Annotated in this window: 17 protein-coding genes, 2 rRNA genes and 1 riboswitch; of the genes, 15 read left to right on the forward strand and 4 right to left on the reverse strand. The window is 52.9% G+C overall.

Features of this window, described 5'->3' with window-relative positions; translation table 11 throughout:
* The 6 genes from CWS43_RS00005 to aceK all read left to right on the forward strand — a co-directional run.
* A 23S ribosomal RNA gene (locus tag CWS43_RS00005) occupies positions 1 to 238 on the forward strand; the annotation flags it as partial.
* A 124-nt stretch (positions 239 to 362) separates the two neighbouring features.
* Positions 363 to 478, forward strand: a 5S ribosomal RNA gene (gene rrf / locus CWS43_RS00010).
* A gap of 291 nt (positions 479 to 769) precedes the next feature.
* Positions 770 to 1699 carry a homoserine O-succinyltransferase gene (gene metA / locus CWS43_RS00015; protein WP_101074834.1) on the forward strand — a complete coding sequence of 310 codons (930 nt, stop codon included), beginning with the start codon at positions 770 to 772 and terminating at the stop codon, positions 1697 to 1699.
* A 368-nt stretch (positions 1700 to 2067) separates the two neighbouring features.
* Complete coding sequence (aceB, locus tag CWS43_RS00020) at positions 2068 to 3666, forward strand: malate synthase A (protein WP_101074835.1); 1599 nt, start codon at positions 2068 to 2070, stop codon at positions 3664 to 3666.
* A 40-nt stretch (positions 3667 to 3706) separates the two neighbouring features.
* On the forward strand, positions 3707 to 5029 hold the full coding sequence (gene aceA / locus CWS43_RS00025; RefSeq protein WP_101074836.1) for an isocitrate lyase: 1323 nt from the start codon (positions 3707 to 3709) through the stop codon (positions 5027 to 5029).
* 46 nt (positions 5030 to 5075) lie between these two features.
* A complete protein-coding gene (gene aceK, locus CWS43_RS00030) occupies positions 5076 to 6788 on the forward strand; it encodes a bifunctional isocitrate dehydrogenase kinase/phosphatase (RefSeq protein WP_101074837.1) in 1713 nt (570 codons plus the stop codon).
* 40 nt (positions 6789 to 6828) lie between these two features.
* Here the strand turns inward: aceK and iclR are convergent, their stop codons facing one another.
* Positions 6829 to 7671: a glyoxylate bypass operon transcriptional repressor IclR gene (gene iclR / locus CWS43_RS00035; protein WP_101074838.1), complete on the reverse strand. Its 843-nt coding sequence runs from the start codon at positions 7669 to 7671 to the stop codon at positions 6829 to 6831.
* 265 nt (positions 7672 to 7936) lie between these two features.
* Between iclR and metH the strand changes: the two genes are divergently transcribed.
* A complete protein-coding gene (gene metH / locus CWS43_RS00040; protein WP_369825835.1) occupies positions 7937 to 11620 on the forward strand; it encodes a methionine synthase in 3684 nt (1227 codons plus the stop codon).
* 87 nt (positions 11621 to 11707) lie between these two features.
* Here metH and CWS43_RS00045 read toward each other — a convergent pair whose 3' ends face one another.
* Positions 11708 to 12418 carry a UTRA domain-containing protein gene (locus tag CWS43_RS00045; protein ID WP_101074840.1) on the reverse strand — a complete coding sequence of 237 codons (711 nt, stop codon included), beginning with the start codon at positions 12416 to 12418 and terminating at the stop codon, positions 11708 to 11710.
* Between the two features lie 203 nt (positions 12419 to 12621).
* Here CWS43_RS00045 and CWS43_RS00050 point away from each other — a divergent pair, with 203 nt between their 5' ends.
* From CWS43_RS00050 to CWS43_RS00080, 7 genes are all read left to right on the forward strand, one after another.
* Positions 12622 to 13680, forward strand: coding sequence for an ABC transporter substrate-binding protein (locus tag CWS43_RS00050; protein WP_101074841.1), 1059 nt, complete (start codon positions 12622 to 12624; stop codon positions 13678 to 13680).
* 80 nt (positions 13681 to 13760) lie between these two features.
* The gene (locus CWS43_RS00055) at positions 13761 to 14558 is read left to right on the forward strand and encodes an alkaline phosphatase family protein (RefSeq protein ID WP_101074842.1); all 798 of its coding nucleotides are present in this window, start codon (positions 13761 to 13763) and stop codon (positions 14556 to 14558) included.
* A gap of 26 nt (positions 14559 to 14584) precedes the next feature.
* Positions 14585 to 15427, forward strand: a complete 843-nt coding sequence (locus CWS43_RS00060) for an ABC transporter permease subunit (protein ID WP_101074843.1) — start codon at positions 14585 to 14587, stop codon at positions 15425 to 15427.
* Positions 15428 to 15448: 21 nt separating this feature from the next.
* Positions 15449 to 16234: an ABC transporter permease gene (locus CWS43_RS00065; protein WP_101074844.1), complete on the forward strand. Its 786-nt coding sequence runs from the start codon at positions 15449 to 15451 to the stop codon at positions 16232 to 16234.
* 2 nt (positions 16235 to 16236) lie between these two features.
* Positions 16237 to 17229 (forward strand): ABC transporter ATP-binding protein, encoded by a 993-nt coding sequence (locus CWS43_RS00070; RefSeq protein ID WP_101074845.1) that lies wholly within the window; start codon positions 16237 to 16239, stop codon positions 17227 to 17229.
* Positions 17226 to 17882, forward strand: a complete 657-nt coding sequence (locus CWS43_RS00075) for an HAD family phosphatase (protein WP_101074846.1) — start codon at positions 17226 to 17228, stop codon at positions 17880 to 17882. The genes CWS43_RS00070 and CWS43_RS00075 overlap by 4 nt, the downstream gene beginning before the upstream one ends.
* Before the next feature lie 15 nt (positions 17883 to 17897).
* On the forward strand, positions 17898 to 19550 hold the full coding sequence (locus tag CWS43_RS00080; protein ID WP_101074847.1) for a Na/Pi cotransporter family protein: 1653 nt from the start codon (positions 17898 to 17900) through the stop codon (positions 19548 to 19550).
* A gap of 55 nt (positions 19551 to 19605) precedes the next feature.
* Here CWS43_RS00080 and panS read toward each other — a convergent pair whose 3' ends face one another.
* Together panS and lysC are read right to left on the reverse strand one after the other, a co-directional pair.
* A complete protein-coding gene (gene panS / locus CWS43_RS00085; RefSeq protein ID WP_101074848.1) occupies positions 19606 to 20523 on the reverse strand; it encodes a ketopantoate/pantoate/pantothenate transporter PanS in 918 nt (305 codons plus the stop codon).
* A gap of 95 nt (positions 20524 to 20618) precedes the next feature.
* The gene (gene lysC, locus CWS43_RS00090; protein ID WP_101074849.1) at positions 20619 to 22007 is read right to left on the reverse strand and encodes a lysine-sensitive aspartokinase 3; all 1389 of its coding nucleotides are present in this window, start codon (positions 22005 to 22007) and stop codon (positions 20619 to 20621) included.
* A gap of 106 nt (positions 22008 to 22113) precedes the next feature.
* Positions 22114 to 22303, reverse strand: a riboswitch (Lysine riboswitch).
* A 229-nt stretch (positions 22304 to 22532) separates the two neighbouring features.
* Here lysC and pgi point away from each other — a divergent pair.
* A complete protein-coding gene (pgi, locus tag CWS43_RS00095; RefSeq protein WP_101074850.1) occupies positions 22533 to 24179 on the forward strand; it encodes a glucose-6-phosphate isomerase in 1647 nt (548 codons plus the stop codon).
* The last annotated feature ends 23 nt before the right edge of the window (positions 24180 to 24202 follow it).

Consider the following 24202-nt stretch of genomic DNA (forward strand, 5'->3'; position numbering starts at 1 on the left):
CGGAGTGGACGCATCACTGGTGTTCGGGTTGTCATGCCAATGGCATTGCCCGGTAGCTAAATGCGGAAAAGATAAGCGCTGAAAGCATCTAAGCGCGAAACTTGCCTCGAGATGAGTCTTCCCTGTGGCTTTAAGCCACCTGAAGGGACGTTTAAGACTAAGACGTTGATAGGCTGGGTGTGTAAGTGCAGCGATGCATTGAGCTAACCAGTACTAATGACCCGAGAGGCTTAACCTTACAACACCAAAGGTGTTTTGTATTGGCTCTGTGAATAACCAGAGATTTTTCAGCGAAATGTTCCGAGATTGGTTCGTAGTGCAAGCCTGAACTAGGGTGAGCGTTATGAATGAAACAGAATTTGCCTGGCGGCAAGAGCGCGGTGGTCCCACCTGACCCCATGCCGAACTCAGAAGTGAAACGCCGTAGCGCCGATGGTAGTGTGGGGTCTCCCCATGCGAGAGTAGGGAACTGCCAGGCATCAAATAAGTGGAAAGCCCTGTACTGACGTACAGGGCTTTTTGCTATGGGGAATTTGGGGAGAGTTGAAGGGATTTGGAAGGCGTACGATCACTTTCACCCCCTGTAATTGCCTTTATTATCCCCTAATACCTTCCCTTTGCTCCGTTATATAACCAGATCGTCTAATTTAATAACTGAAGCTGAAACATTTTCACTTAACGTTTGCAGACTCGACATCTTAGATAAAAACCGCTATCTTCGGCTATCTAGAAGTCTAAACGTATAAATGGATGCAGTGAGGAAGTTGCTATGCCGATCCGGGTTCCAGATGAATTACCAGCCGTGAATTTCCTGCGCAATGAAAATGTCTTTGTGATGACTTCATCGCGTGCGAAAACTCAGGAGATCCGTCCTCTGAAAGTGTTGGTACTCAACCTGATGCCAAAGAAAATTGAGACCGAAAATCAATTTTTACGGCTGCTTTCTAATTCCCCTCTGCAAATTGATGTACAGCTGCTGCGCATAGACAGCCGCGAGTCAAAAAATACACCTGCAGAACATCTGAATAACTTCTATTGTGACTTTGAAGATATTCAGCATGATAACTATGATGGCCTGATCGTCACCGGCGCACCTCTCGGATTAGTGGATTTTTGCGATGTGGCATATTGGCCGGAGATCGAGCGTGTGATTCACTGGGCAAAAGAGCATGTTACATCAACCCTGTTTGTTTGCTGGGCGGTGCAGGCTGCCCTGAATGTGCTTTACGGGTTGCCCAAAATAACGCGTGATACCAAAATTTCGGGTGTTTACCCGCATCAGACACTACAGCCCCTGGCTTTACTGACCCGTGGTTTTGATGAAACATTTCTGGCTCCCCACTCGCGCTATGCTGATTTCCCTGCCGACATACTGCGCCAGCATACCGATCTCGATATTCTGGCAGAATCTGACGAGGCCGGTGCCTATCTGTTCGCAACGAAAGATAAGCGTATGGCCTTCGTTACGGGTCATCCGGAATATGATGCCGGTACGCTGGCCGGGGAATACCTGCGCGATGTCGCAGCGGGTCTGTCACCTGAGATGCCTTACAATTACTTCCCACAAGACAATGCAGAGCTATCGCCTAAAGCAACCTGGCGTAGTCACGGGCATCTGCTGTTTACTAACTGGCTGAACTACTATGTTTACCAGATCACGCCATTCGATCTGCGCCAGATGAACCCAACTCTGGAATAATTCCCTTCATCACTTGCAGACGATCCCCGATCGGTCGTCTGCTCCTGAATGCTTCCATCCTACTCCCCGCTACTTCATCTCTGATCTTCAAACTTTAGAAAATCGAAATAGATTCTTATTTTTCGACATTTTTTTACGTTTTTATCTCACTGAATAATAGTCACTATTTCTTAAATAAAAAATAAAATGGAAATCGTTTTTGATTTTATGTAAATCCTGATTACGCTTAAATCTATCGGGCAATAAATGACCATCGATAAATCGCCACAGGATCTTCCACGGCGTCGCTGGTTTATTTTCTACCGTATCGGTATCTGCTTAGTGAGACGGTCTGGCAGATTTAAGTCGAAAAATCAGGAGAGTTAGCGATGTCAGAGCAAATTACGCGCAGTCAGCTTGGTTTTACACGCCGTTTTGGTGAAAACGAAGCGCATATACTGACTGAAGAAGCAGTGGACTTTTTGTCTGAGCTGGTCGTGCGCTTTACCCCGCTGCGTAACCGCTTGCTGGCAGAGCGTGTCGAGGTACAGAGAAAAATTGATAGCGGCACTTTACCAAATTTTATTTCGGAAACTGCTTCCATAAGAAAATCAAACTGGACGATTCGGGGCATTCCGGAAGATTTAAGAGATCGCCGCGTAGAAATCACCGGACCCGTAGAACGTAAGATGGTGATTAATGCGCTCAATGCCAATGTGAAAGTTTTCATGGCTGATTTTGAAGATTCTCTGGCCCCTGACTGGCAGAAGGTCATCGAAGGGCAGATCAACTTACGTGATGCAGTTAACGGAACCATCAGTTACACCAACGAATCCGGCAAAATTTATCAGCTCAAACCTGAACCTGCCGTTTTGATCTGCCGCGTCCGTGGCCTGCATTTGCCCGAGAAACACGTGACCTGGCAGGGGGAGGCCATTTCCGGCTCATTGTTTGATTTTGCTCTCTATTTCTTCCATAACCATCGCGCGTTACTGGCAAAAGACAGCGGCCCTTATTTCTATCTGCCAAAAATGCAGTCTTATCAGGAAGCGGACTGGTGGAGCCAGGTCTTCAGCTTTGCGGAGGATTACGCCGGATTATCCCGTGGCACCATCAAAGCCACCGTTCTGATTGAAACTCTGCCTGCCGTATTCCAGATGGACGAAATTCTTTACCACCTGCGCGACCATATCGTCGGGCTGAATTGTGGTCGCTGGGATTACATCTTCAGCTATATCAAAACGTTGAAGAATCATGCTGACCGCGTTTTGCCCGATCGTCAGTCAGTCACCATGACGCAGCCATTCCTCAATGCGTACTCACGGCTTCTCATCAAAACCTGCCACCGTCGTGGTGCATTTGCGATGGGGGGAATGGCGGCATTTATCCCGAGCAAAGATGTTAAACGCAACGAATGGGTGCTGAACAAGGTAAGAACGGACAAAGAGCTGGAAGCGACCAACGGGCATGACGGTACCTGGATAGCACATCCGGGGCTGGCTGATACCGTGCTGGAAGTTTTCGATAAAGCACTCGGTTCCCGCTCCAACCAGCTGGACGTATTGCGTGAAGACGACGCCGACATTACTGCTGCACAACTGCTGGAGCCTTGTTCCGGCGAACGTACTGAAGAGGGTATGCGTGCCAATATCCGGGTGGCGGTGCAGTACATCGAAGCGTGGATCTCCGGTAATGGCTGCGTACCGATTTACGGGCTGATGGAAGATGCCGCTACCGCAGAGATTTCCAGAACCTCAATCTGGCAGTGGATCCATCATGGCAAAACGCTCAGCGACGGCCAACTGGTCACCAAGCCTTTGTTCCGCCGAATGCTGAATGAAGAAATGCTGGTGATCCAACAGGAGTTAGGCGAACAACGTTTCAGCTCCGGGCGCTTCACGCAGGCCGCCACATTAATGGAAAAAATTACCACACAGGATGAGTTAATCGACTTCCTGACCCTGCCGGGCTACCAGCTGCTGGCCTGATTCTTCTTACCCTACACATAAAAAGATCGGAGCATTTGCCATGAAAACAACACGTACTCAGCAAATTCAGCAGCTTGAAGAAACCTGGAATCAGCCACGCTGGAAAGGCATTACCCGCCCTTATACGGCCGCCGAAGTCATCAGCCTGCGCGGATCGGTGAACCCGGAATGTACTCTGGCTCAGCACGGCGCGGCCCGCCTGTGGAACTTACTGCACGGTGCCTCCCGCAAAGGCTATGTGAATTGTCTGGGCGCGCTGACTGGCGGACAGGCATTGCAACAGGCAAAAGCCGGGATTGAGGCGATTTATCTGTCTGGCTGGCAGGTTGCCGCCGATGCGAATACCGCATCCAGTATGTATCCCGATCAGTCGTTATATCCGGTGAATTCTGTGCCGGAAGTGGTGGCCCGTATTAACAATACCTTCCGCCGTGCCGATCAGATTCAATGGGCAAATAATATTGAACCGGGTCAGCAAGGCTATACCGATTATTTTCTGCCGGTAGTTGCCGACGCAGAGGCCGGTTTTGGCGGCGTACTGAATGCGTTTGAACTGATGAAATCAATGATTGAAGCCGGTGCGGCAGCGGTGCATTTCGAGGACCAGCTTGCTGCGGTGAAAAAATGCGGACATATGGGAGGCAAGGTGCTGGTACCTACTCAGGAGGCAGTTCAAAAGCTGGTGTCTGCCCGTCTGGCTGCTGATGTACTTGGCGTGCCGACCTTGCTGGTGGCCCGTACCGACGCCGACGCCGCTGATTTGCTGACATCCGATTGCGATCCTTATGACAGCCAGTTCATTACCGGCGAGAGAACGCATGAAGGTTTTTACCGCACACACGCGGGCATTGAACAGGCGATCAGCCGCGGGCTGGCTTACGCGCCGTATGCTGACGTTGTCTGGTGCGAAACATCGACGCCGGATTTGAAACTTGCACAGCGTTTTGCTGAGGCAATTCACGCGAAATTCCCGGGCAAATTGCTGGCCTATAACTGCTCACCGTCGTTTAACTGGAAGAAGAATCTCGATGACAAAACGATTGCCAGCTTCCAGGATCAGCTGGCGGCGATGGGCTATCAGTACCAGTTCATCACGCTGGCGGGCATCCACAGTATGTGGTTCAACATGTTCGATCTTGCTCATGCGTATGCGCAGGGCGAGGGGATGAAACATTACGTCGAAAAAGTGCAGGAACCTGAATTTGCGGCGATCGGTCGCGGATACACTTTTGCTTCTCATCAGCAGGAAGTGGGCACCGGGTATTTCGACAAGGTGACGAACATCATTCAGGGCGGACGCTCGTCGGTAACCGCGTTAACCGGTTCGACCGAAGAACAGCAATTCTCCCCGACATCCCACTGATCTGACCCGGCGCAAGCCGGGTTCTTCCTCTGACGGAGCCGACATTATGCGCATCGAGCTGTTGATTGCTCAGACTATTTTGCAAGGGTTCGATGCACAGTATGGCCGGTTTCTGGAGGTGACTTCAGAAGCTCAGCAACGTTTCGAGCGTGCCAACTGGCCGGCGGTGCAGGCAGCCATGAAACAGCGAATTCATCTTTACGACCATCATGTAGGATTGGTCGTCTCGCAGCTCAAATGTATCACGGGCCAGCACTTCTACGATGCCGCATTTTTGAACCGTATTAAAAACTGTTACGCAGGATTGTTGCCTGACTATCCCCGCGCAGAAATAGCCGAAAGTTTCTTTAATTCAGTCTATTGCCGGATTTTCAAGCACCGTGAACTGACGGCAGACAAGCTTTTTATTTTTAGCGAACAGCCAACTCACCGGCCACAGAATTGCGCCCGGCCACTCGCACGGCAATATCCGGTAAAAGGAAATCTTGTCGCCACGCTGAGCCGGGTTCTTCACGATCTTCCGATGCGTTTAGCGTGGGAGAATGCGCCACGTGATATTGATTACATCAGTACGGCGTTGCAGCAGAGATTTTCCGGTGACACGTTATCAGGGGCGGTAATTGAGATAGCCACTGAAGTTTTCTTCCGCAATAAGGCGGCGTGGATTATTGGAAAAATCAGGCTGGGTCAGCAGGTTTTCCCGCTGTTATTGCCGGTACATCAAAGCCATCAGCGCGAATTGTTTGTGGATGCGTGTCTGACTGAGGGAAATGATGCCAGCATCGTTTTTGGTTTCGCGCGTTCCTATTTTATGGTTTACGCCCCGCAACCGGGCGCGCTGGTGGAATGGTTACGGGAGATATTACCGGCCAAAACGACGGCTGAACTTTACAGTGCTATTGGCTGCCAGAAGCATGCGAAAACCGAATGTTATCGTGAGCATTTACGCTTTATGGTGCAAACCAACGAGTCTTTTATTATTGCGCCGGGCGTCAAAGGTATGGTCATGCTGGTCTTTACCTTGCCGGGAAGTGACCGCGTTTTCAAAGTCATTAAAGACCATTTCGCCCCGCAAAAGGAGGTGACCGAAGCGCAGGTTATGGCCTGCTACCAACTGGTCAAAGAGCACGACCGCGTAGGACGGATGGCCGATACCCAGGAATTTGAGCATTTTGTTCTGGCTAAGAAAAACATTAGCCCGGAGTTAATGGCAGAGCTACAACGTGAAGTCCCCGCGAAGATTGAAGATCTGGGCGACAGTATTGCCCTGAAGCATTTGTATATCGAACGGCGTATGACGCCGCTGAATTTATATCTGGAACAGGCGGATGATCAGCAGTTGCATGACGTTATTGAAGAATACGGTAACGCGATTAAACAACTTGCGGCAGCGAACATTTTTCCCGGCGATATGTTGTTTAAAAACTTTGGCGTAACCCGTCATGGTCGTGTCGTATTTTATGATTACGACGAAATCTGTTACATGACGGAAGTGAATTTCCGCGATATTCCTGCCGCGCGTTACCCTGAGGATGAACTGGCCAGCGAGCCCTGGTACAGCATTGCGCCGGGGGATGTTTTTCCTGAAGAATTTCGCCATTTCCTGTGCAGCGACAAGCGTGTCCGGCAGTTCTTCGAAGCGGCACACAATGACCTATTTTCTGCCGCTTACTGGCGCGGTTTGCAAACGCGGATCCGCGAGGGGCACGTCGAGGACGTCTTCGCATATCGCCGCAGCCAGCGTTTCAGCCGCCGTTAAGTCTCATGCTCCCGGCATCCGTGCGGGAGCTATTCCTCAATTAATGTTTCCCGCCGCCATAAGCCTGCGTAATTTCTTTTGCTGCATGGATCACCAGCGCGCCCAGTTCTGTCACGCGATCGTCTGTTATCCGTGAAACCGGGCCTGAAATGGAAATCGCGGCGTAAGCATCGTTATGCTCATCGTAAATGCAGGTCGCCACGCAGCGCAGGCCTAGCGCATGTTCTTCATCATCAAAGGCATAACCGCGTTTACGCGTATCGGCCAGCTCCTGTTTCAAGTTGGCCGGAGACGTCTTGGTCAGCGGCGTGTAGCTGTGCAAACCAATTTTGTGCAGAAGCTTCGCCAGGCGCTCTTCCGGCAGGGTGGAAAGAAATGCCTTACCCGCGCCGGAAGCGTGCATCGGCAGTTTTCCGCCAATCGGCGCTGACATCCGCATCAGCGCATTGCACTGCACCTGATCGATGATAATCGCCTGATAATCACTGTGATCCAGTACGGCCAGATTGACGGTTTCACCCGACTCTTCCATCAGGCGACGCAGCATCGGGTGCACCATCGCGAGCAAATTACGGCTTTGCAGAAAACTGCTGCCGACCACGAACGCATGCGAGCCGATGGTCCACAGACCCAAATCGCCGACCTGCCGGACAAACCCCTGTTGCTGCATCGTGGTCAGCAAACGGTGAGTGGTGGAATTCGGTAAACCTGCCTGCTGAGCCAGATCCGTCAGCGCAACGCTGCCCTGAGCTTCAGCGATATATTCCAGCAACTTAAGGCCACGCGTGAGGGACTGAACCTGTCCGGTGGCGGCGCTGCCTGCTGTCGCAGCGGCTTTTGTTTTCTTAGCACGCTTGGCCGGAGTCAATGCGGACGTTGCCATAAGCCTGTTCCTTGTAAGATGCGCCAAACGCTGGCGAAGAAAAGTCATTTTTGGAATTGGTTTTCGTTTTTACAGTATGGATCGCAACCTGCCTTTGCGCTCATCCGATGTGTTGCATAGCATTTGCGGGATGCCTTCCTGAATTGAAAAAGTCTCATGTCACCGCAGCCTTTTGCCTTCTGAAGGTATGCTAGGATGTTGACCATAATTTCCGGCGTATGAATGAACAATTTGCCGGGTGTGCGTGGTGGGTGATGAGGTGAAAGTGACTAATCGGGTTGAAGCGCTACATAAGCAACTGGCACAGCGCATTTTGGTGCTGGACGGCGGCATGGGAACCATGATCCAGAGCTACCGTCTTGAAGAAGAAGATTATCGCGGCGAGCGCTTTGCTGACTGGGAAAGCGATCTTAAAGGTAATAACGATCTTCTGGTCCTGAGCAACCCCGAAGTGATCATCGAGATCCATAACGGTTATCTTGCCGCTGGCGCAGATATTCTCGAAACCAACACCTTTAACTCCACGACCATCGCGATGGCCGACTACCACATGGAGTCGCTTTCCGCGGAAATTAACTATGAAGCGGCTCGTCTGGCGCGGATCTGCGCCGATGAATGGACCGCGCGCACGCCGGATAAACCGCGTTATGTGGCCGGTGTTTTAGGCCCGACCAACCGCACGGCTTCGATCTCTCCGGATGTTAACGATCCGGCTTTCCGTAATATCTCTTTCGATCAACTGGTCGAAGCGTACCGCGAATCCACCCGGGCGCTGATTAAGGGCGGAGCAGATCTGATCATGATCGAAACCGTTTTCGACACACTCAACGCCAAAGCCGCGACGTTTGCGGTAGAAACCGAATTTGAAGCGCTGGGTATCGTGCTACCGGTAATGGTTTCCGGCACGATCACCGACGCCTCTGGCCGTACGTTGTCAGGCCAGACAACCGAAGCGTTTTATAACTCGCTGCGCCACGTTAAGCCGCTCACATTCGGCCTGAACTGCGCGCTGGGGCCGGACGAATTACGTCAGTATGTCGCCGAATTATCGCGTATTGCTGAATGTTATGTCACCGCGCACCCGAATGCGGGCTTACCGAATGCCTTTGGTGAGTACGATCTTGAAGCCAAAGAAATGGCGGAGCACATCGGCGAATGGGCGCGCTCGGGCTTCCTGAATATCGTCGGCGGGTGTTGTGGTACCACGCCGGCGCACATTGCTGCGATGGTGAAAGCGGTTGAAGGTGTGCCCCCGCGTCAGCTGCCGGTTATTCCCGTTGCCTGCCGTCTGGCGGGGCTGGAGCCGCTGACCATCGATGCACAAACCCTCTTTGTGAACGTGGGTGAGCGTACCAACGTCACCGGTTCTGCGCGTTTCAAGCGCCTGATTAAAGAAGAAAAATATGCCGAAGCGCTGGCGGTGGCCCGTCAGCAGGTGGAAAGCGGCGCGCAGATTATCGATATCAACATGGATGAAGGGATGCTCGACGCTGAAGCGGCGATGGTGCGCTTCCTGAATCTGATTGCCGGTGAACCGGATATTGCCCGCGTGCCGATCATGATTGACTCCTCCAAGTGGGATGTCATCGAAAAAGGCCTGAAATGTATCCAGGGCAAAGGCATTGTTAACTCCATCTCGATGAAAGAAGGGGAAGAAGCTTTCCTTCACCATGCCCGGATTGTGCGGCGCTACGGCGCGGCCGTGGTGGTGATGGCTTTTGATGAAACCGGACAGGCAGATACCCGTGCCCGTAAAATCGAAATCTGCCGCCGCGCCTATAAACTACTGACAGAAAAAGTCGGCTTCCCGCCGGAAGATATTATCTTTGACCCGAATATCTTCGCGGTCGCCACGGGGATTGATGAGCACAATAACTACGCCGTCGACTTCATCGAGGCCTGTGCAGATATCAAAGCAGAATTGCCGCATGCGATGATCTCGGGCGGTGTTTCCAACGTTTCCTTCTCCTTCCGCGGCAATGAGCCGGTGCGCGAAGCCATTCACGCCGTATTCCTGTATCACGCGATCCGCAACGGCATGGATATGGGCATCGTTAACGCCGGTCAGCTGGCTATTTACGATGACTTACCGGCTGAACTGCGCGATGCCGTTGAAGATGTGATTCTGAACCGCCGTGAAGACGGCACAGAACGCCTGCTGGAGCTGGCGGAAAAATACCGTGGAAGCAAAGACGACGGCGAAGCCAACAAACAGCAGGCCGAATGGCGGGGTTGGGATGTCAAAAAACGCCTCGAATATTCTCTGATCAAAGGCATTACCGAATTCATCGAGCTGGACACCGAAGAGTGCCGCCAGCAGGCCGCGCGCCCGATTGAAGTGATTGAAGGGCCGCTGATGGATGGTATGAACGTCGTCGGGGACCTTTTCGGTGCCGGCAAAATGTTCCTGCCGCAGGTGGTGAAATCCGCGCGTGTAATGAAACAGGCGGTGGCTTATCTCGAACCTTACATCGAAGCCAGCAAGGAGAAAGGCCAGACAAACGGCAAAATCCTGCTCGCGACGGTGAAAGGCGATGTTCATGACATCGGCAAAAATATCGTGGGTGTGGTGCTGCAATGTAATAACTACGAGATTATCGATCTCGGGGTTATGGTGCCGACCGACAAAATATTGAAAACGGCCATCGAAGAAAACGTCGATATTATCGGCCTTTCCGGCTTAATCACGCCGTCGCTGGACGAAATGGTCAACGTGGCAAAAGAGATGGAGCGCCGCGGGTTTACGATGCCGCTGCTTATCGGCGGGGCTACCACGTCCAAGGCGCATACTGCGGTTAAAATCGAGCAAAACTACAGCGGTGCGACGTGTTATGTGCAAAACGCCTCGCGTTCTGTCGGCGTGGTTTCTGCGCTGCTATCAGCAGAACAGCGTGACGCTTTTATCGAACGAACCCGTAAAGAATACGAAACTGTGCGAATTCAGCATGGCCGCAAAAAGCCCCGGACACCGCCGGTCAGCCTGGAAGTGGCGCGCGACAATGCCACGACGATTGACTGGGAAAATTATACGCCGCCGGTCGCGCATCGTCTGGGTATCCAGAAAGTGGAAGCCAGCATCGAAACGCTGCGGAATTACATCGACTGGACGCCATTCTTCATGACCTGGTCGCTGGCAGGTAAATACCCGCGAATTCTGGAAGATGAAGTCGTTGGCGAAGAAGCCAAACGTCTGTTCAAGGATGCTAACGATCTGCTCGATAAGCTTTCCGCTGAAAAATTACTGAATCCGCGCGGCGTAGTCGGCCTATTCCCGGCGAACCGCAAAGGCGACGATATCGAAATTTACAGCGATGAACGCCGTGATGAAGTGCTCGTAGTTAGCCACCATTTGCGTCAGCAAACCGAAAAAACGGATTTTGCGAACTATTGCCTGGCCGATTTTGTTGCGCCGAAATCCAGCGGCAAAAAAGACTACATGGGCGCATTTGCCGTGACCGGCGGGCTGGAGGAGGACGCGCTGGCCGAGGCGTACGACAGGCAGCACGACGACTACAACAAAATTATGATCAAAGCGCTGGCAGACCGTCTGGCAGAAGCCTTTGCCGAATACCTGCATGAAAAAGTACGCAAGGTGTACTGGGGTTTTGCCCCCAACGAGAATCTGAGCAACGAAGAACTTATTCGTGAAAATTATCAGGGGATCCGCCCGGCACCGGGTTATCCGGCATGTCCTGAACACACGGAAAAAGGGCAAATATGGAAACTGCTGGATGTTGAGGCTAATACCGGTATGCAACTGACGGAGTCTTTTGCAATGTGGCCGGGTGCGGCAGTTTCTGGCTGGTATTTCAGCCATCCCGACAGCAAATATTTCGCCGTCGCGCAAATTCAGCGCGATCAGGTCGAGGATTACGCTGCGCGTAAAAATATGCCGGTTGATGAGGTCGAGCGCTGGCTGGCACCTAACTTAGGCTATGACGCTGACTGATATCTCCGTCATTCTTCACGCTGACCCTGTGTTGGCGTTTCTCATGAATCCCGATCACTGACTTCAATCGGTGGCCGGGGGTTCATTTCAATTCACTTCCACATCAATATGCAGTGCGTCATAACGCCAGTATTCCAAATCGCAGTCGATGACCCGGTCATTTTGATCCCGGTTGGTTCGCGTGATAAACAGCGCCGGGCTGCCGGAAGCGACTCTCAGCGCGCGCGAGGCCTCCTCTGTCAGCAATGTTGGCACCATATCAAACCGTACGCGCCCGTAATAAATACCGTAGCGTGAAGCGTATAAATCGGTGAGCGATGACGTCAGATCATTGTCGAGAATATCCTTAAAGTACAGAGGGTTGAGGTAGTGTTCGACATATAGTACAGGGCGACTATCGATATAACGTAACCGGCGGATGCAAATAACATCACTGGCGGGCGGCAGCAATAATTTCTGGCAAACGGTATCGCTGGCAACGCAGTGTCTGGCATCAATAACCTCTGTCTGTGCGCTGCGCCCCTGATCTTTCGCCATCGCGTGAAAATGGCTGCGTTGCAATGGGTTATAAATAATGCGAGGTGGTGAAACAAACCAACCCCGGCGGACTTCCCGGTAAATCAGGCCTTGCGCCTCAAGCTGGCTTAATGCCTCTCGCAGAGTGATGCGGGTTGTAGAAAATTGTTCACTCAACGCGCGCTCAGAGGGCAGCCTTCCCTCGGCAGAAAATGCCCCGGCTGCAATACTTTCGCTCAATGCCTTACAGATAACTGCAAGGGTGGTCTGCGGTTCACTCATCGGTCAGTAAGCCTCATTTCAGTGCGTTTTTGCACCAATCCGACTCTTCATCGCGTAAATAATGTGCGCCCGTTAACAGCTATAAGCTTAAAACTGCTGCTTTTTCACGCTGACATATAATTATCACAATTGATCGTTAGATTGGCTTGGTTCTTGCTGGACTAGACCAGCATTCACACACACTATCATCTGGAGCATCCGTTATGAAACAGTTGTTCGCTTCTGTGTTAACCAGCGCGCTTGTCCTCTCCGCTTCATCGGCTTTTGCCGCTGAACCTCCTGCTGAACTCCTGAAAGCGGCACAAGCCGAAGGAACGGTAAACAGTGTCGGTATGCCTGATGACTGGGCTAACTGGAAAGATACCTGGAATGATCTGAGCACTAAATACGGCCTGAAACACAGCGATACCGATATGAGCTCTGCGCAGGAAATCGCTAAATTCCTCGCCGAAAAAGACAATGCCAGTGCGGATATTGGCGATGTGGGTGCTGCATTCGGCCCGGTTGCGGTGCAGAAAGGCGTCACGCAGCCTTATAAACCAACGACCTGGGATCAGGTGCCTGACTGGGCAAAAGATAAAGACGGTATGTGGGCACTTGCGTATACCGGGACTATCGCTTTCATCATTGATAAATCTCAGGTGAAAGATGAACCACATAGCTGGGCCGATCTGCTGAAAGGTAAATATAAAGTTACCATCGGTGATGTGAGCACCGCAGCACAGGCTGCAAATGGCGTGTTGGCAGCGACTTACGCCATGGGTGGCAACGAGCAGAACCTGAAACCAGGTCTGGAATATTTCGGCAAACTGGCGAAATCAGGTCGTCTGAGCCTGACTAACCCGGTTATCGCTTCACTGGAAAAAGGTGAAGTACAGGTTGGCGTGGTCTGGGATTTCAACGGTCTGAACTATCGCGATAAAATCGATAAAACCCGTTTTGACGTAGTTATCCCTTCTGACGGTTCTATCACGTCGGGCTACACCACTATCATCAACAAATTCGGCAAACACCCGAACGCCGCCAAACTGGCGCGTGAATACATCTTCTCCGATGCTGGCCAGATTAACCTGGCACGTGGCTATGCCCGCCCAATCCGAGCTGATCACATCACGCTGCCAGACGACGTGAAAGCCAAACTGTTGCCTTCAAGCGAATATAAAAACGCTCATCCGATTGCTGATCCGGCTGCATGGGATAAGAGCGCCAAAACGCTGCCTCGCCTGTGGCAGGAAAACGTCATGATCAACATGCAGCAATAATTTTCTGAATAAAAAAATAGAAAAACCGGGCAGCGAAAGCATTGATTAATTACAACACCTGCAAGAAAGGCAAAAGTGTAATGAAGAGCATTCTGGTAGTACTCGACGGCCTGAATTATCAGGTCGCCCAAGACGCAATGGGATATTTACAGGCGCAGTGTGCCGCAGGGCGTGGGCGTTTGTATCAACTGGAATGCGAACTGCCTTCGCTGTCCCGGCCGCTTTACGAATGTATTCTCACCGGCATCACGCCGGTGGAAAGCGGCATCGTTCATAACCACGTTGACCGTTTATCAACACAACGCAGTATTTTTCATTATGCCCGCGACGCCGGTCTGACGACGGCTGCCGCGGCCTATCACTGGGTCAGCGAGCTGTATAACCGCACGCCGTTTGATCCACCGCGCGACCGCCATACCAGCGATGAATCCCTGGCTATCCAGCACGGTCATTTTTATTACGATGACGCTTATCCCGATTCGCATTTATTCGATGATGCGGAAAGCCTGCGCCGTCGCCACAACCCTGATTTTCTGCTGATTCACCCGATGAACATTGATGATGCGGGCCACAAATTCGGGCTTTCGACGCCGCAATACCGCAACAAAGCGCGTACGGCCGACGGCATTCTTTCGCGCTTTTTAGGCGACTGGCTGGAAGCTGGCTATCAGGTGATTGTCACTGCCGACCACGGCATGAACGATGACCGCAGCCACGGGGGTATTTTGCCGGAAGAGCGCCAGGTGCCGTTGTTTGTTTTCGGCAGCGTGTTCAGCTTAAAAGACGCCGAACCGCTGCAAACAGAGCTGTGCGGCACAATTTGTCAGATCCTCAATATTGCCCACGACAAGCCACACTGCGCGGCATTACTGGCCTGAATTCCATCACTTTTAAAGGATACCCGATGAAAGGTAAGTGGATTGCGGCGCTGTTTATTTTGCCGTTTCTGGTGTTTTTCATCGCTTTCCAGCTGGCGCCGCTGGCCTGGATTGCGGTGAGCAGTTTTTACAGCGAAACCTATGAAGCCTGGGGGCTGGGCAACTACACCGACATTCTGACCTCTCCGTTTTATCTGCAGGCTATGCGCTTCTCGCTGGATATTTCGATCTGGTCGAGTTTGTACGGTTTGATTATTGCGTTAGTGGGTAGTTACTCACTTCGCCAGCTAGGCCCGACAAAGCTGCATGATTTTGTGATGTCATTTACTAACATGACCAGCAATTTTGCAGGCGTGCCGCTGGCGTTTGCGTTCGTCATCCTGCTCGGCCTGAACGGATGCCTGACGTTATTGCTGCGTAAATACGGCCTGATGGAGCATTTCGACCTGTATTCGAAAGACGGGCTGATTGTGCTCTACACCTATTTCCAGATCCCTCTCGGCGTTTTGCTGATGTATCCGGCCTTTGATGCACTGCGTGAAGACTGGCGTGAGTCGGCCGCACTGCTGGGCGCCGGGCGCTGGAGCTACTGGCGGCACATTGGCATTCCGGTTCTGTTCCCGGCGCTGCTGGGCACTTTCGTTATTTTGCTGGCTAATGCCCTTGGCGCTTACGCTACGGTGTACGCGCTGACTACCGGTAACTTCAACGTGGTGCCGGTTCGTATTGCTGCGCTGGTGTCGGGTGATATTTCCCTCGACCCGAATATGGGGAGCGCGCTGGCAATGCTGCTGGTGGCGCTGATGGCCTTTATCACGCTGATTCATCAGTGGTTATTGCGAAAAAGTTATCTCAGTCAGCGTAGCTGATTGCTGAAAAAGGAACGTGAAATGTCGCGATCTGAAGCGATTTACCACCGTGTGGTGATCTGGATTTTGTTGATTGTTTTGATGCTGCCGCTGCTGGCGACGCTGGTTTATGCGCTGGTTCTGGAATGGGGAGCCACGATTTTGCCGAGCGGATTTACCCTGAAATGGCTGGTGGAATTATGGAGCGACCCGCGCTTCCTGATTGCACTCTGGCATTCTCTGCTGGTCTGTTTTGGCACGCTTTTTCTGTCGCTGGTGCTGATCCTGCCGCTTATGTTTGTGATTGCTTACTATTTCCCGAAGCTGGATGCGCTAATGAATATTCTCATCCTGCTGCCGTTTGCCGTGCCGCCGGTCGTGTCATCCGTTGGCCTGATGCAGCTGTATTCTGCCGAACCTTTCGCGCTGACCGGAACGCCGTGGATCCTGATCGGCTGTTACTTCACTATCGCGCTGCCATTTATCTACCGCGCCATCTCCAACAATATGCAGGCGATAAACCTGCGTGACCTGATGGACGCTGCACATTTGCTGGGTGCCAGCACCTGGAAAGCGGCGCTGCTGGTGGTGTTGCCGAACTTACGTAAAGGCGGAACGATTGCCGTATTGCTGTCGTTTTCATTCCTCATTGGGGAATTTGTGTTTGCCAACCTGCTGGCGGGCAGCCGTTATGAAACGGTTCAGGTTTATCTCTATAATATGCGCAATGGCAGCGGCCATTTCACCAGCGCATTGGTTATCTCCTATTTCATGGTCGTCCTGATTTTCACCTGGCTGGCGAACATGCTGAACAAAGGGAAGCGCTGATTATGTCGTATTTGCAGGTTACTCAACTCAACAAGTCTTATGGTCCGACACGGATTTTCAACAATATCGATTTCTCTGCTAAAGAGGGCGAATTCGTGACGCTGCTGGGGCCGAGCGGCTGTGGTAAATCCACTCTGTTGCGCTGTCTGGCCGGCCTGACCTCCGTAGACAGTGGCAAAATTATGATTCAGGGGCAGGATATCGTGCCATTGCCACCGCAACAGCGCGGTATCGGCATGGTGTTCCAGAGTTACGCCCTGTTTCCGAATATGACCGTGGAAGCCAACGTCGCGTTTGGCCTCAAAATGCAGAAGATACCCGCTTCCGAGGTGCATCGCCGCGTGGGCGAAGTGCTGGAACTGGTGGAAATGAACGATTACGCCAAACGTTACCCGCATCAGCTTTCTGGCGGTCAGTGTCAGCGTGTGGCGCTGGCGCGTTCGCTGGTGACACAGCCGCGTCTTTTACTGCTTGATGAACCGCTGTCGGCGCTGGATGCCCGTATCCGTAAACATCTGCGCGAACAAATCCGTCGCATTCAGCGCGAAATGAACCTCACCGCTATTTTTGTGACGCACGATCAGGAAGAAGCCCTGACCATGTCAGACCGGATTGTGCTGATGAACAAAGGGCAAATCGTCCAAAATGCCGATGCCGAAACCCTGTATACTGAACCGGTGGATGCCTTTGCTGCAGGCTTTATCGGCAGCTATAACCTGCTGAGCGCTGAACAGGCGTTGGCCTTAACCGGCCAGACATATACTGGCCAGGTGGCTATCCGTCCGGAATCTGTCACGATCTGTGCTTTGGATCAGGGGATTCCGGCTAAAATCCTCAGCCACAGCCTGCTGGGCAACGTCGTGCGTTATCGTGTTTTAGCGCAGGGTGTTGAGCTTTCTGTGGATGTCTTAAACCGTTCTGTGGCCTCACTTCGCGCCGATGGCAGCGATATTGGTCTACAGTTAGATCTTGTTACGTTACGGGAAGTTGCATGAAGCTGGCGCTGTTTGATCTCGATGAAACTCTGATTAGCGGCGACTGTTCAAGCTTATGGTCAGCCTACATGGTGGCAAAAGGCTGGGTGGCGGATGAGCAGGCTTTCCTGCAACAAGATGCTGCGCTGATGCAGCAATATGCGGTTGGCAAGATGGACATGCAGGAGTACATGCGTTGTACTCTGGTGCCGCTGACAGGACGCCGTGAAAGTGACGTCGCGGCGATGGTTGCGAATTATATTCAGGATGTCATTGCACCGCGCGTTTACGCGCAGGCGCGGGAGTGTCTGGCCACTCACCGCGCGCAGGGCGACCGGACAGTAATTATTTCTGCCTCCGGCGAGCATCTGGTGCAGCCTATTGCCCGTTTCCTCGGTGTCGATGAAACGCTGGCGATTGGTGTTGAAATTCAAAACGGGCGCTTTACCGGCGCTACACAGGGGACGATGACCTATCGCGAAGGAAAAGTATCGCGGTTGTTGCATCTCATCAATCAGGACGAATCCCTGCTACAACACGCCAGTTTTTATTCGGATTCACATAACGATCTGCCGTTACTGACCCGCGTGGGTCAACCGATCGCCGTGAATCCGGACGCTATCCTGCTCCAGCACGCCCGGCAGGCAGGATGGCCGGTCTATGCCTGGCGTTAATGGAGCTGTTCTTTCGTGTTGACCCTTCTGCACCTGTTGTCTGCTATTTCTCTGTTAGTCTGGGGTACGCACATTGTGCGTACCGGTATCATGCGCGTTTTTGGTTCCAGCCTGCGCCGTGTGCTGAGTAACAGTATCGAGAAAAAACCTCTGGCGTTTGTGGCGGGTATTGGCGTCACCGCGCTGGTGCAAAGCAGTAACGCCACCGCTTTGCTGGTGACGTCGTTTGTTTCCCAGGGGCTGGTTGCGCTCGCGCCTGCGCTGGTGATTATTCTCGGTGCTGACGTCGGGACCGCCGTGATGGCGCGAATTCTGACCTTTGATCTCTCCTGGCTTTCCCCTCTGCTGATTTTTGCGGGTGTGGCCTTTTTCCTCAGCCGTAAGCAAACCCGCGCCGGACAAATGGGCCGCGTGTGTATCGGGCTTGGCCTGATTTTACTGGCATTGGAGCTGATTGTGGCGGCGGCAACGCCCATCATGCAGGCATCTGGTGTCAAAGTGTTGTTCTCATCGCTGACCGGCGATGTACTGCTCGATGCGCTGACCGGGGCGGTCTTTGCAATCATCAGTTATTCCAGCCTGGCCGCCGTACTGTTGACGGCCACGTTGGCCGCAACCGGCGTTATTTCACTTAAAGTTTCGCTATGCCTGGTCATAGGTGCGAACCTCGGCAGCGGCCTGCTGGCGATGATCAACGCCAGTAAAATGAACGCGGCTGGGCGGCGTGTGGCCCTGGGCAGCACGCTGTTTAAGCTGATTGGATTAGTGATTGTTTTGCCGTTTATTGGGCCACTTTCGACGCAACTGGCGCGGTTAGGCATTCCGGATGAAGAGCTGGTGATCTATTTTCACATGTTCTACAACCTGATCCGCTGTCTGTTGATGGTACCGCTGACAGCGCCGATGGCAAAAGTTTGCGAGATGATGATAGCCGATGTGCCGGAGGATGACCCACGTCTGCGCCCGCGACATCTGGATGTCAGCGCGATTGATACGCCGACGCTGGCGCTGGCTAATGCTGCCCGTGAAACCTTGCGGATGGGTGATGTTGTCGAACACATGCTGATCCTCAACCGTGAAGTCATGAACGGCAAGCTGGCGCAGGATCGTGAAGTCCGGCGTCTTGATGACGACGTTGATGTGTTGTATACCGCCATCAAATTGTATCTGGCGCAAATCAACAAAGAAGGGCTGGGCGAAGATGACTCACGCCGCTGGGCGGAAATCATTGAAATGGCGCTGAATCTGGAGCAGGCGGGCGATATTATCGAACGCATGACCGGTGATATCACTGCAAAATCGCATGCCACGCGACGCGCATTTTCACCGGAGGGGCTGGTGGAACTGGAAGCCTTGCATGAGAAACTGCTGGATAACCTGCGTCTGAGCCTGGGCGTTTTCCTGTCTAACGATCTTACCAGTGCGCGTCGTTTGCGCCGCTCAAAGCATCGTTTCCGTATCCTCGACCGCCGTTATGCGCATGCGCACGTTGACCGTCTGCATCAGCATAATGTGCAAAGTATCGAAACCAGTTCGTTGCACCTGGGCCTGCTGGGTGATATGAAACGTCTGAATTCGTTGTTCTGCGCGGTGGCGTATAACGTGCTGGATCAGGATGAACAGGAAGACGAACAGCGCGAAGCCAAAGACGAAGCGAAGCTGGTGTAACGCAGTATGTTTACGCGAAAGAAGCGGGCGTTGAAGTACGCCCGCTGTCAGAAAATCAGTCTTTTTTGACCGGCTTACCGGACCAGTACCCGGCCAGTAAGGATCCTGAAAGATTGTGCCAGACCGAAAACAGTGCGCCCGGCAGCGCGGCCAGCGGGGTGAAGTAAATTTTCCCCAATGTCGCGGCCAGCCCGGAATTCTGCATTCCGACTTCCATGGCCAGCGTGCGGCAGGTAGTTTCATCAAACCCAAACAGTTTCCCGCCCCAGTAGCCGCTCAGCAGACCAATGCCATTGTGAAGGATCACCGCAACAATCACGATAAGCCCCACTGAACCGATAAAGCCCTGGCTGCCCGCCACGACGGCGCTGATGATAGCCACAATACAAACCATTGAGAAAATCGGTAACAGCGGTTCAATGCGTTTTACCAATCTGGTGAACAGATGATGAACAATCAGCCCCGCTAAAATCGGGATCACCACGATCTGCAAAATACTCAGCAGCATGCCTTCCACATCCACTTTGATGTGTGTATCGACATAAAGACGTGTCAGCAACGGCGTGGCAAATACGCCGACCAGCGTCGACACCGCGGAGATAGTCACGGAAAGCGCGACATCACCTTTCGCCAGATAAATCATTACATTGGACGCAGTTCCGCTGGCGACGCTACCGACCAGAATCATCCCGGCGGACAGATCCGGCGGCATATGGAACAGTTTTGCCAGCACCCAGGCTGCCAGCGGCATGACCAGATAATGCAGGAACGTGGCCGCCGCGACCGGCGCCGGGCGGGAAAGCACACGCTTGAAATCACCGAATTCCAGCGTGACGCCCATCGCGAACATAATCAGCATCAGCAGGGTAGAAACGTGGGGCCCGATGGGGGTGAATGTACCGGGCGAATAGTAGGCCGCGACCGACAACAGCACGGCCCACAGCGGGAACAGGCGGGTTATTTTGGCTAACATGTTGAGGATGATCCTTGTCTTTGTTGTTTTGCAAAAGTACAGACAAAAAAAAGACCGGGCACAAGGCCCGGTCTTCTCAGATACCGCGCCCGATGTTATTCGAATAGGTTGCGGTGTAGAGTTTTAACGACCTGATCGGCATCATTGCCCGGCACCAGGAAGCACAGGTTGTAGCTGCTTGCGCCGTAGCAAATCATGCGGATATTGAACGGATCCAGCACGCCGAAGACTTCTTTACCAACGCCACAAGCCTGCGAAAGCTTATTACCGATAATGGCGATGAGTGCCAGGTTTTCTTCCACTTCTACACGACACAGTGAGGACAACTCTGTCAGCAGTGACATGGTCAGCAGGCTATCACCTGAAGACGTTGAGCCGGTGGTATCGAGTGTCAGTGCTACGCTGACTTCTGATGTGGTAATCAGATCAACGGAAATACTGTGGCGCGCCAAAATGGCAAACACGTCGGCGAGGAAACCGCGTGAATGCAACATGCTCAGGCTGTGCAGCGTGACCAGCGTTTGTTTACGGCGCAGCGCCAACGCGCGGAACAGCGGTGGGTTCTCGGTGGTATTACACACCAGCGTACCGCCTGCGGTTGGCTCTTTGCTTGAGCCAACGAACACCGGAATGCCACGACGAACGGCGGGTAACAGCGTTGCCGGATGCAGCACCTTGGCACCAAATGTCGCCATTTCAGCGGCTTCTTCAAATGCGATACGGTCAATGCGTTTCGCTGCAGGAACGACACGCGGGTCGGTGGTGTAAATCCCTGGAACGTCCGTCCAGATATCGACGCGTGAAACGCCCAGCGCTTCGCCCAGTAACGCCGCAGTATAATCGCTGCCACCGCGGCCCAGCGTCGTGGTGCGGCCTTTGCTTTCTGAACCGATAAAGCCCTGGGAGATGACCAGCGCATCCTGCAAACGGGGTTGGAGCTGCTGAAGGGTCAGTTCGGTCAGTGCCTGAATATCCGGCTCCGCGCGGCCAAAACGATCGTTGGTGCGCAGAATTTTACGCACGTCAAACCACTCCACCGGCACGCTGCGCTGGCGGATGATTTCGACAAACAACAGGGTAGACATCAGTTCGCCGTGGCTGACCAGTTCGTCTGTCAGCGCCGTGGATGTCGCGAGGCTTGCCGCTTCCGACAGCATGGCGATATTTTCCAGCATGCGGTCTATTTCTTCACCGATCACTGCCGGGTTATCGAGACGGTCGATAATGGCCTTCTGGATACGACGAATTTCATCGAGCAGGAATACCCGGCGGTCAGCGTCTTTGCCTTCGGCCAGCTCGACTAATAAATTGGTAACGCCCGCAGAGGCGGAGAGGACGACCAGACGCACTTCAGGGCGCGACAGAACGATATCTGCGCTGCGGTTCATTGCGTCGAAATCCGCCACGCTGGTACCGCCGAATTTGGCGACGATGACACTGCCTGAAGGCTGCGGGTTGGCGTTGCGGGATACTGCGTGATTCATGTAAAACCTCGTGTCCGGGTCGTCATACCATGACGGCCATCGATTCCATAAGAATTGGCACAAAGGGGAGAGCGGGAAACGGGAGCAGGCGTAGAGATACTACGATACACCCAGAAGCGCCCCACCTAGCCGACACCCTTTCGGGGGTTTCGGTGACAACCCAGGGGATTCAGCCCCTGTAGTCGATCGTTTGCCTGCCGCGGGCTTATGATCTCGGCGCCGCTCCCCCTGATGTATCTTCGTAGGATTTCGGCTCCTCGGATACACTGCCTGGGCGACGCGCCTCTTCTGGCTCGCGCATCGAGCGCGCGAGTTAGGCGCTTAGGAATAGCCGTTTATCGCCCGTCTGTCAACGATCAGAGGACGTTGAGGCCCACATTTTGCACGATTGTCATCTAATATTGTTCTCTGTCAATGTGGTTTCACAGATCTGGCCTATCGCAAGAAAAGGCATCTCATCTCGGTAAGTACAGGTTACAATCAGGACAGTTACCTCATATTTATTCTCAGCCTAAGAGCATTGCTATGAAAAATATCAATCCAACTCAGACCGCTGCCTGGCAAGCCCTGCAGCAGCATTTCGACAAGATGAAAGATGTGCAGATTAGCCATCTGTTTGCTGAAGATGGTGATCGTTTCTCCAAATTCTCTGCCACCTTTGAAGACCAGATGCTGGTCGATTTCTCCAAAAACCGCATCACCACCGAGACCCTGGATAAGCTACAGGCACTGGCGAAAGAGACCGATCTTCAGGCCGCAATCAAATCGATGTTCTCTGGCGAGAAGATCAACCGTACGGAAGACCGCGCCGTTCTGCACGTTGCCCTGCGCAACCGCAGCAACACGCCAATCGTCGTGGATGGCAAAGATGTTATGCCGGAAGTGAATGCGGTTCTGGCGAAAATCAAAGGTTTCACCGAACGTGTTATCGGTGGCGACTGGAAAGGTTACACCGGCAAAGCGATTACGGATGTGGTGAACATCGGTATCGGCGGTTCAGACCTCGGCCCGTTTATGGTGACCGAAGCACTGCGCCCGTACAAAAACCACCTGAATATGCATTTTGTCTCCAACGTGGATGGCACACACATTGCCGAAACGCTGAAAGACCTGTCTCCGGAAACCACGCTGTTCCTGGTGGCATCAAAAACCTTCACCACGCAGGAAACCATGACCAACGCCCACAGCGCGCGCGACTGGTTCCTGAAAACCGCGGGTGACAACAAACACGTTGCGAAACACTTTGCGGCGCTGTCTACCAACGGTAAAGCGGTTAGCGAGTTTGGTATCGACACCGACAACATGTTCGAATTCTGGGACTGGGTCGGCGGCCGTTATTCACTGTGGTCCGCAATTGGCTTGTCCATCGCACTGTCCATCGGTTTCGAAAACTTCGAACAGCTGCTGAGCGGCGCTCACGCGATGGATAAACACTTCGCGAATACGCCAGCTGAGAAAAACCTGCCGGTTTTGCTGGCGCTGATTGGTATCTGGTACAACGATTTCTACGGCACTGAAACCGAAGCGATTTTGCCATACGATCAGTACATGCACCGTTTTGCGGCGTACTTCCAGCAAGGCAACATGGAATCCAACGGTAAATTCGTTGACCGTAACGGCAATCCGGTGGATTACCAGACTGGCCCGATCATCTGGGGTGAGCCGGGTACCAACGGCCAGCATGCGTTCTATCAGCTGATTCACCAGGGCACCAAAATCGTACCTTGTGACTTCATCGCACCAGCGGTCAGCCACAACGCGCTGAGCGATCACCACGCGAAACTGCTGTCTAACTTCTTTGCACAGACTGAAGCGCTGGCATTCGGTAAATCTCTGGACGTCGTCGAGAAAGAATTCGCCGATCAGGGTAAAAAACCGGAAGACGTTAAACACGTCGCGCCGTTCAAAGTGTTTGAAGGCAACCGTCCGACTAACTCCATCCTGCTGCGCGAAATCACGCCATACAGCCTGGGTGCGTTGATCGCGATGTACGAGCACAAAATCTTCACGCAGGGCGCTATCCTGAATATCTACACCTTCGACCAATGGGGTGTGGAACTGGGTAAACAGCTGGCGAACCGCATCCTGCCAGAGCTGGAAGGCAGCGAAGATGTGACCGGCCACGACAGCTCGACCAATGGCCTGATTAACCGCTTCAAAAACTGGCGCTAATACCCGTCATCCTTCGGGCTGCC

Source organism: Rahnella sp. AA (genome assembly GCF_002834385.1).
GTDB lineage: Bacteria > Pseudomonadota > Gammaproteobacteria > Enterobacterales > Enterobacteriaceae > Rahnella.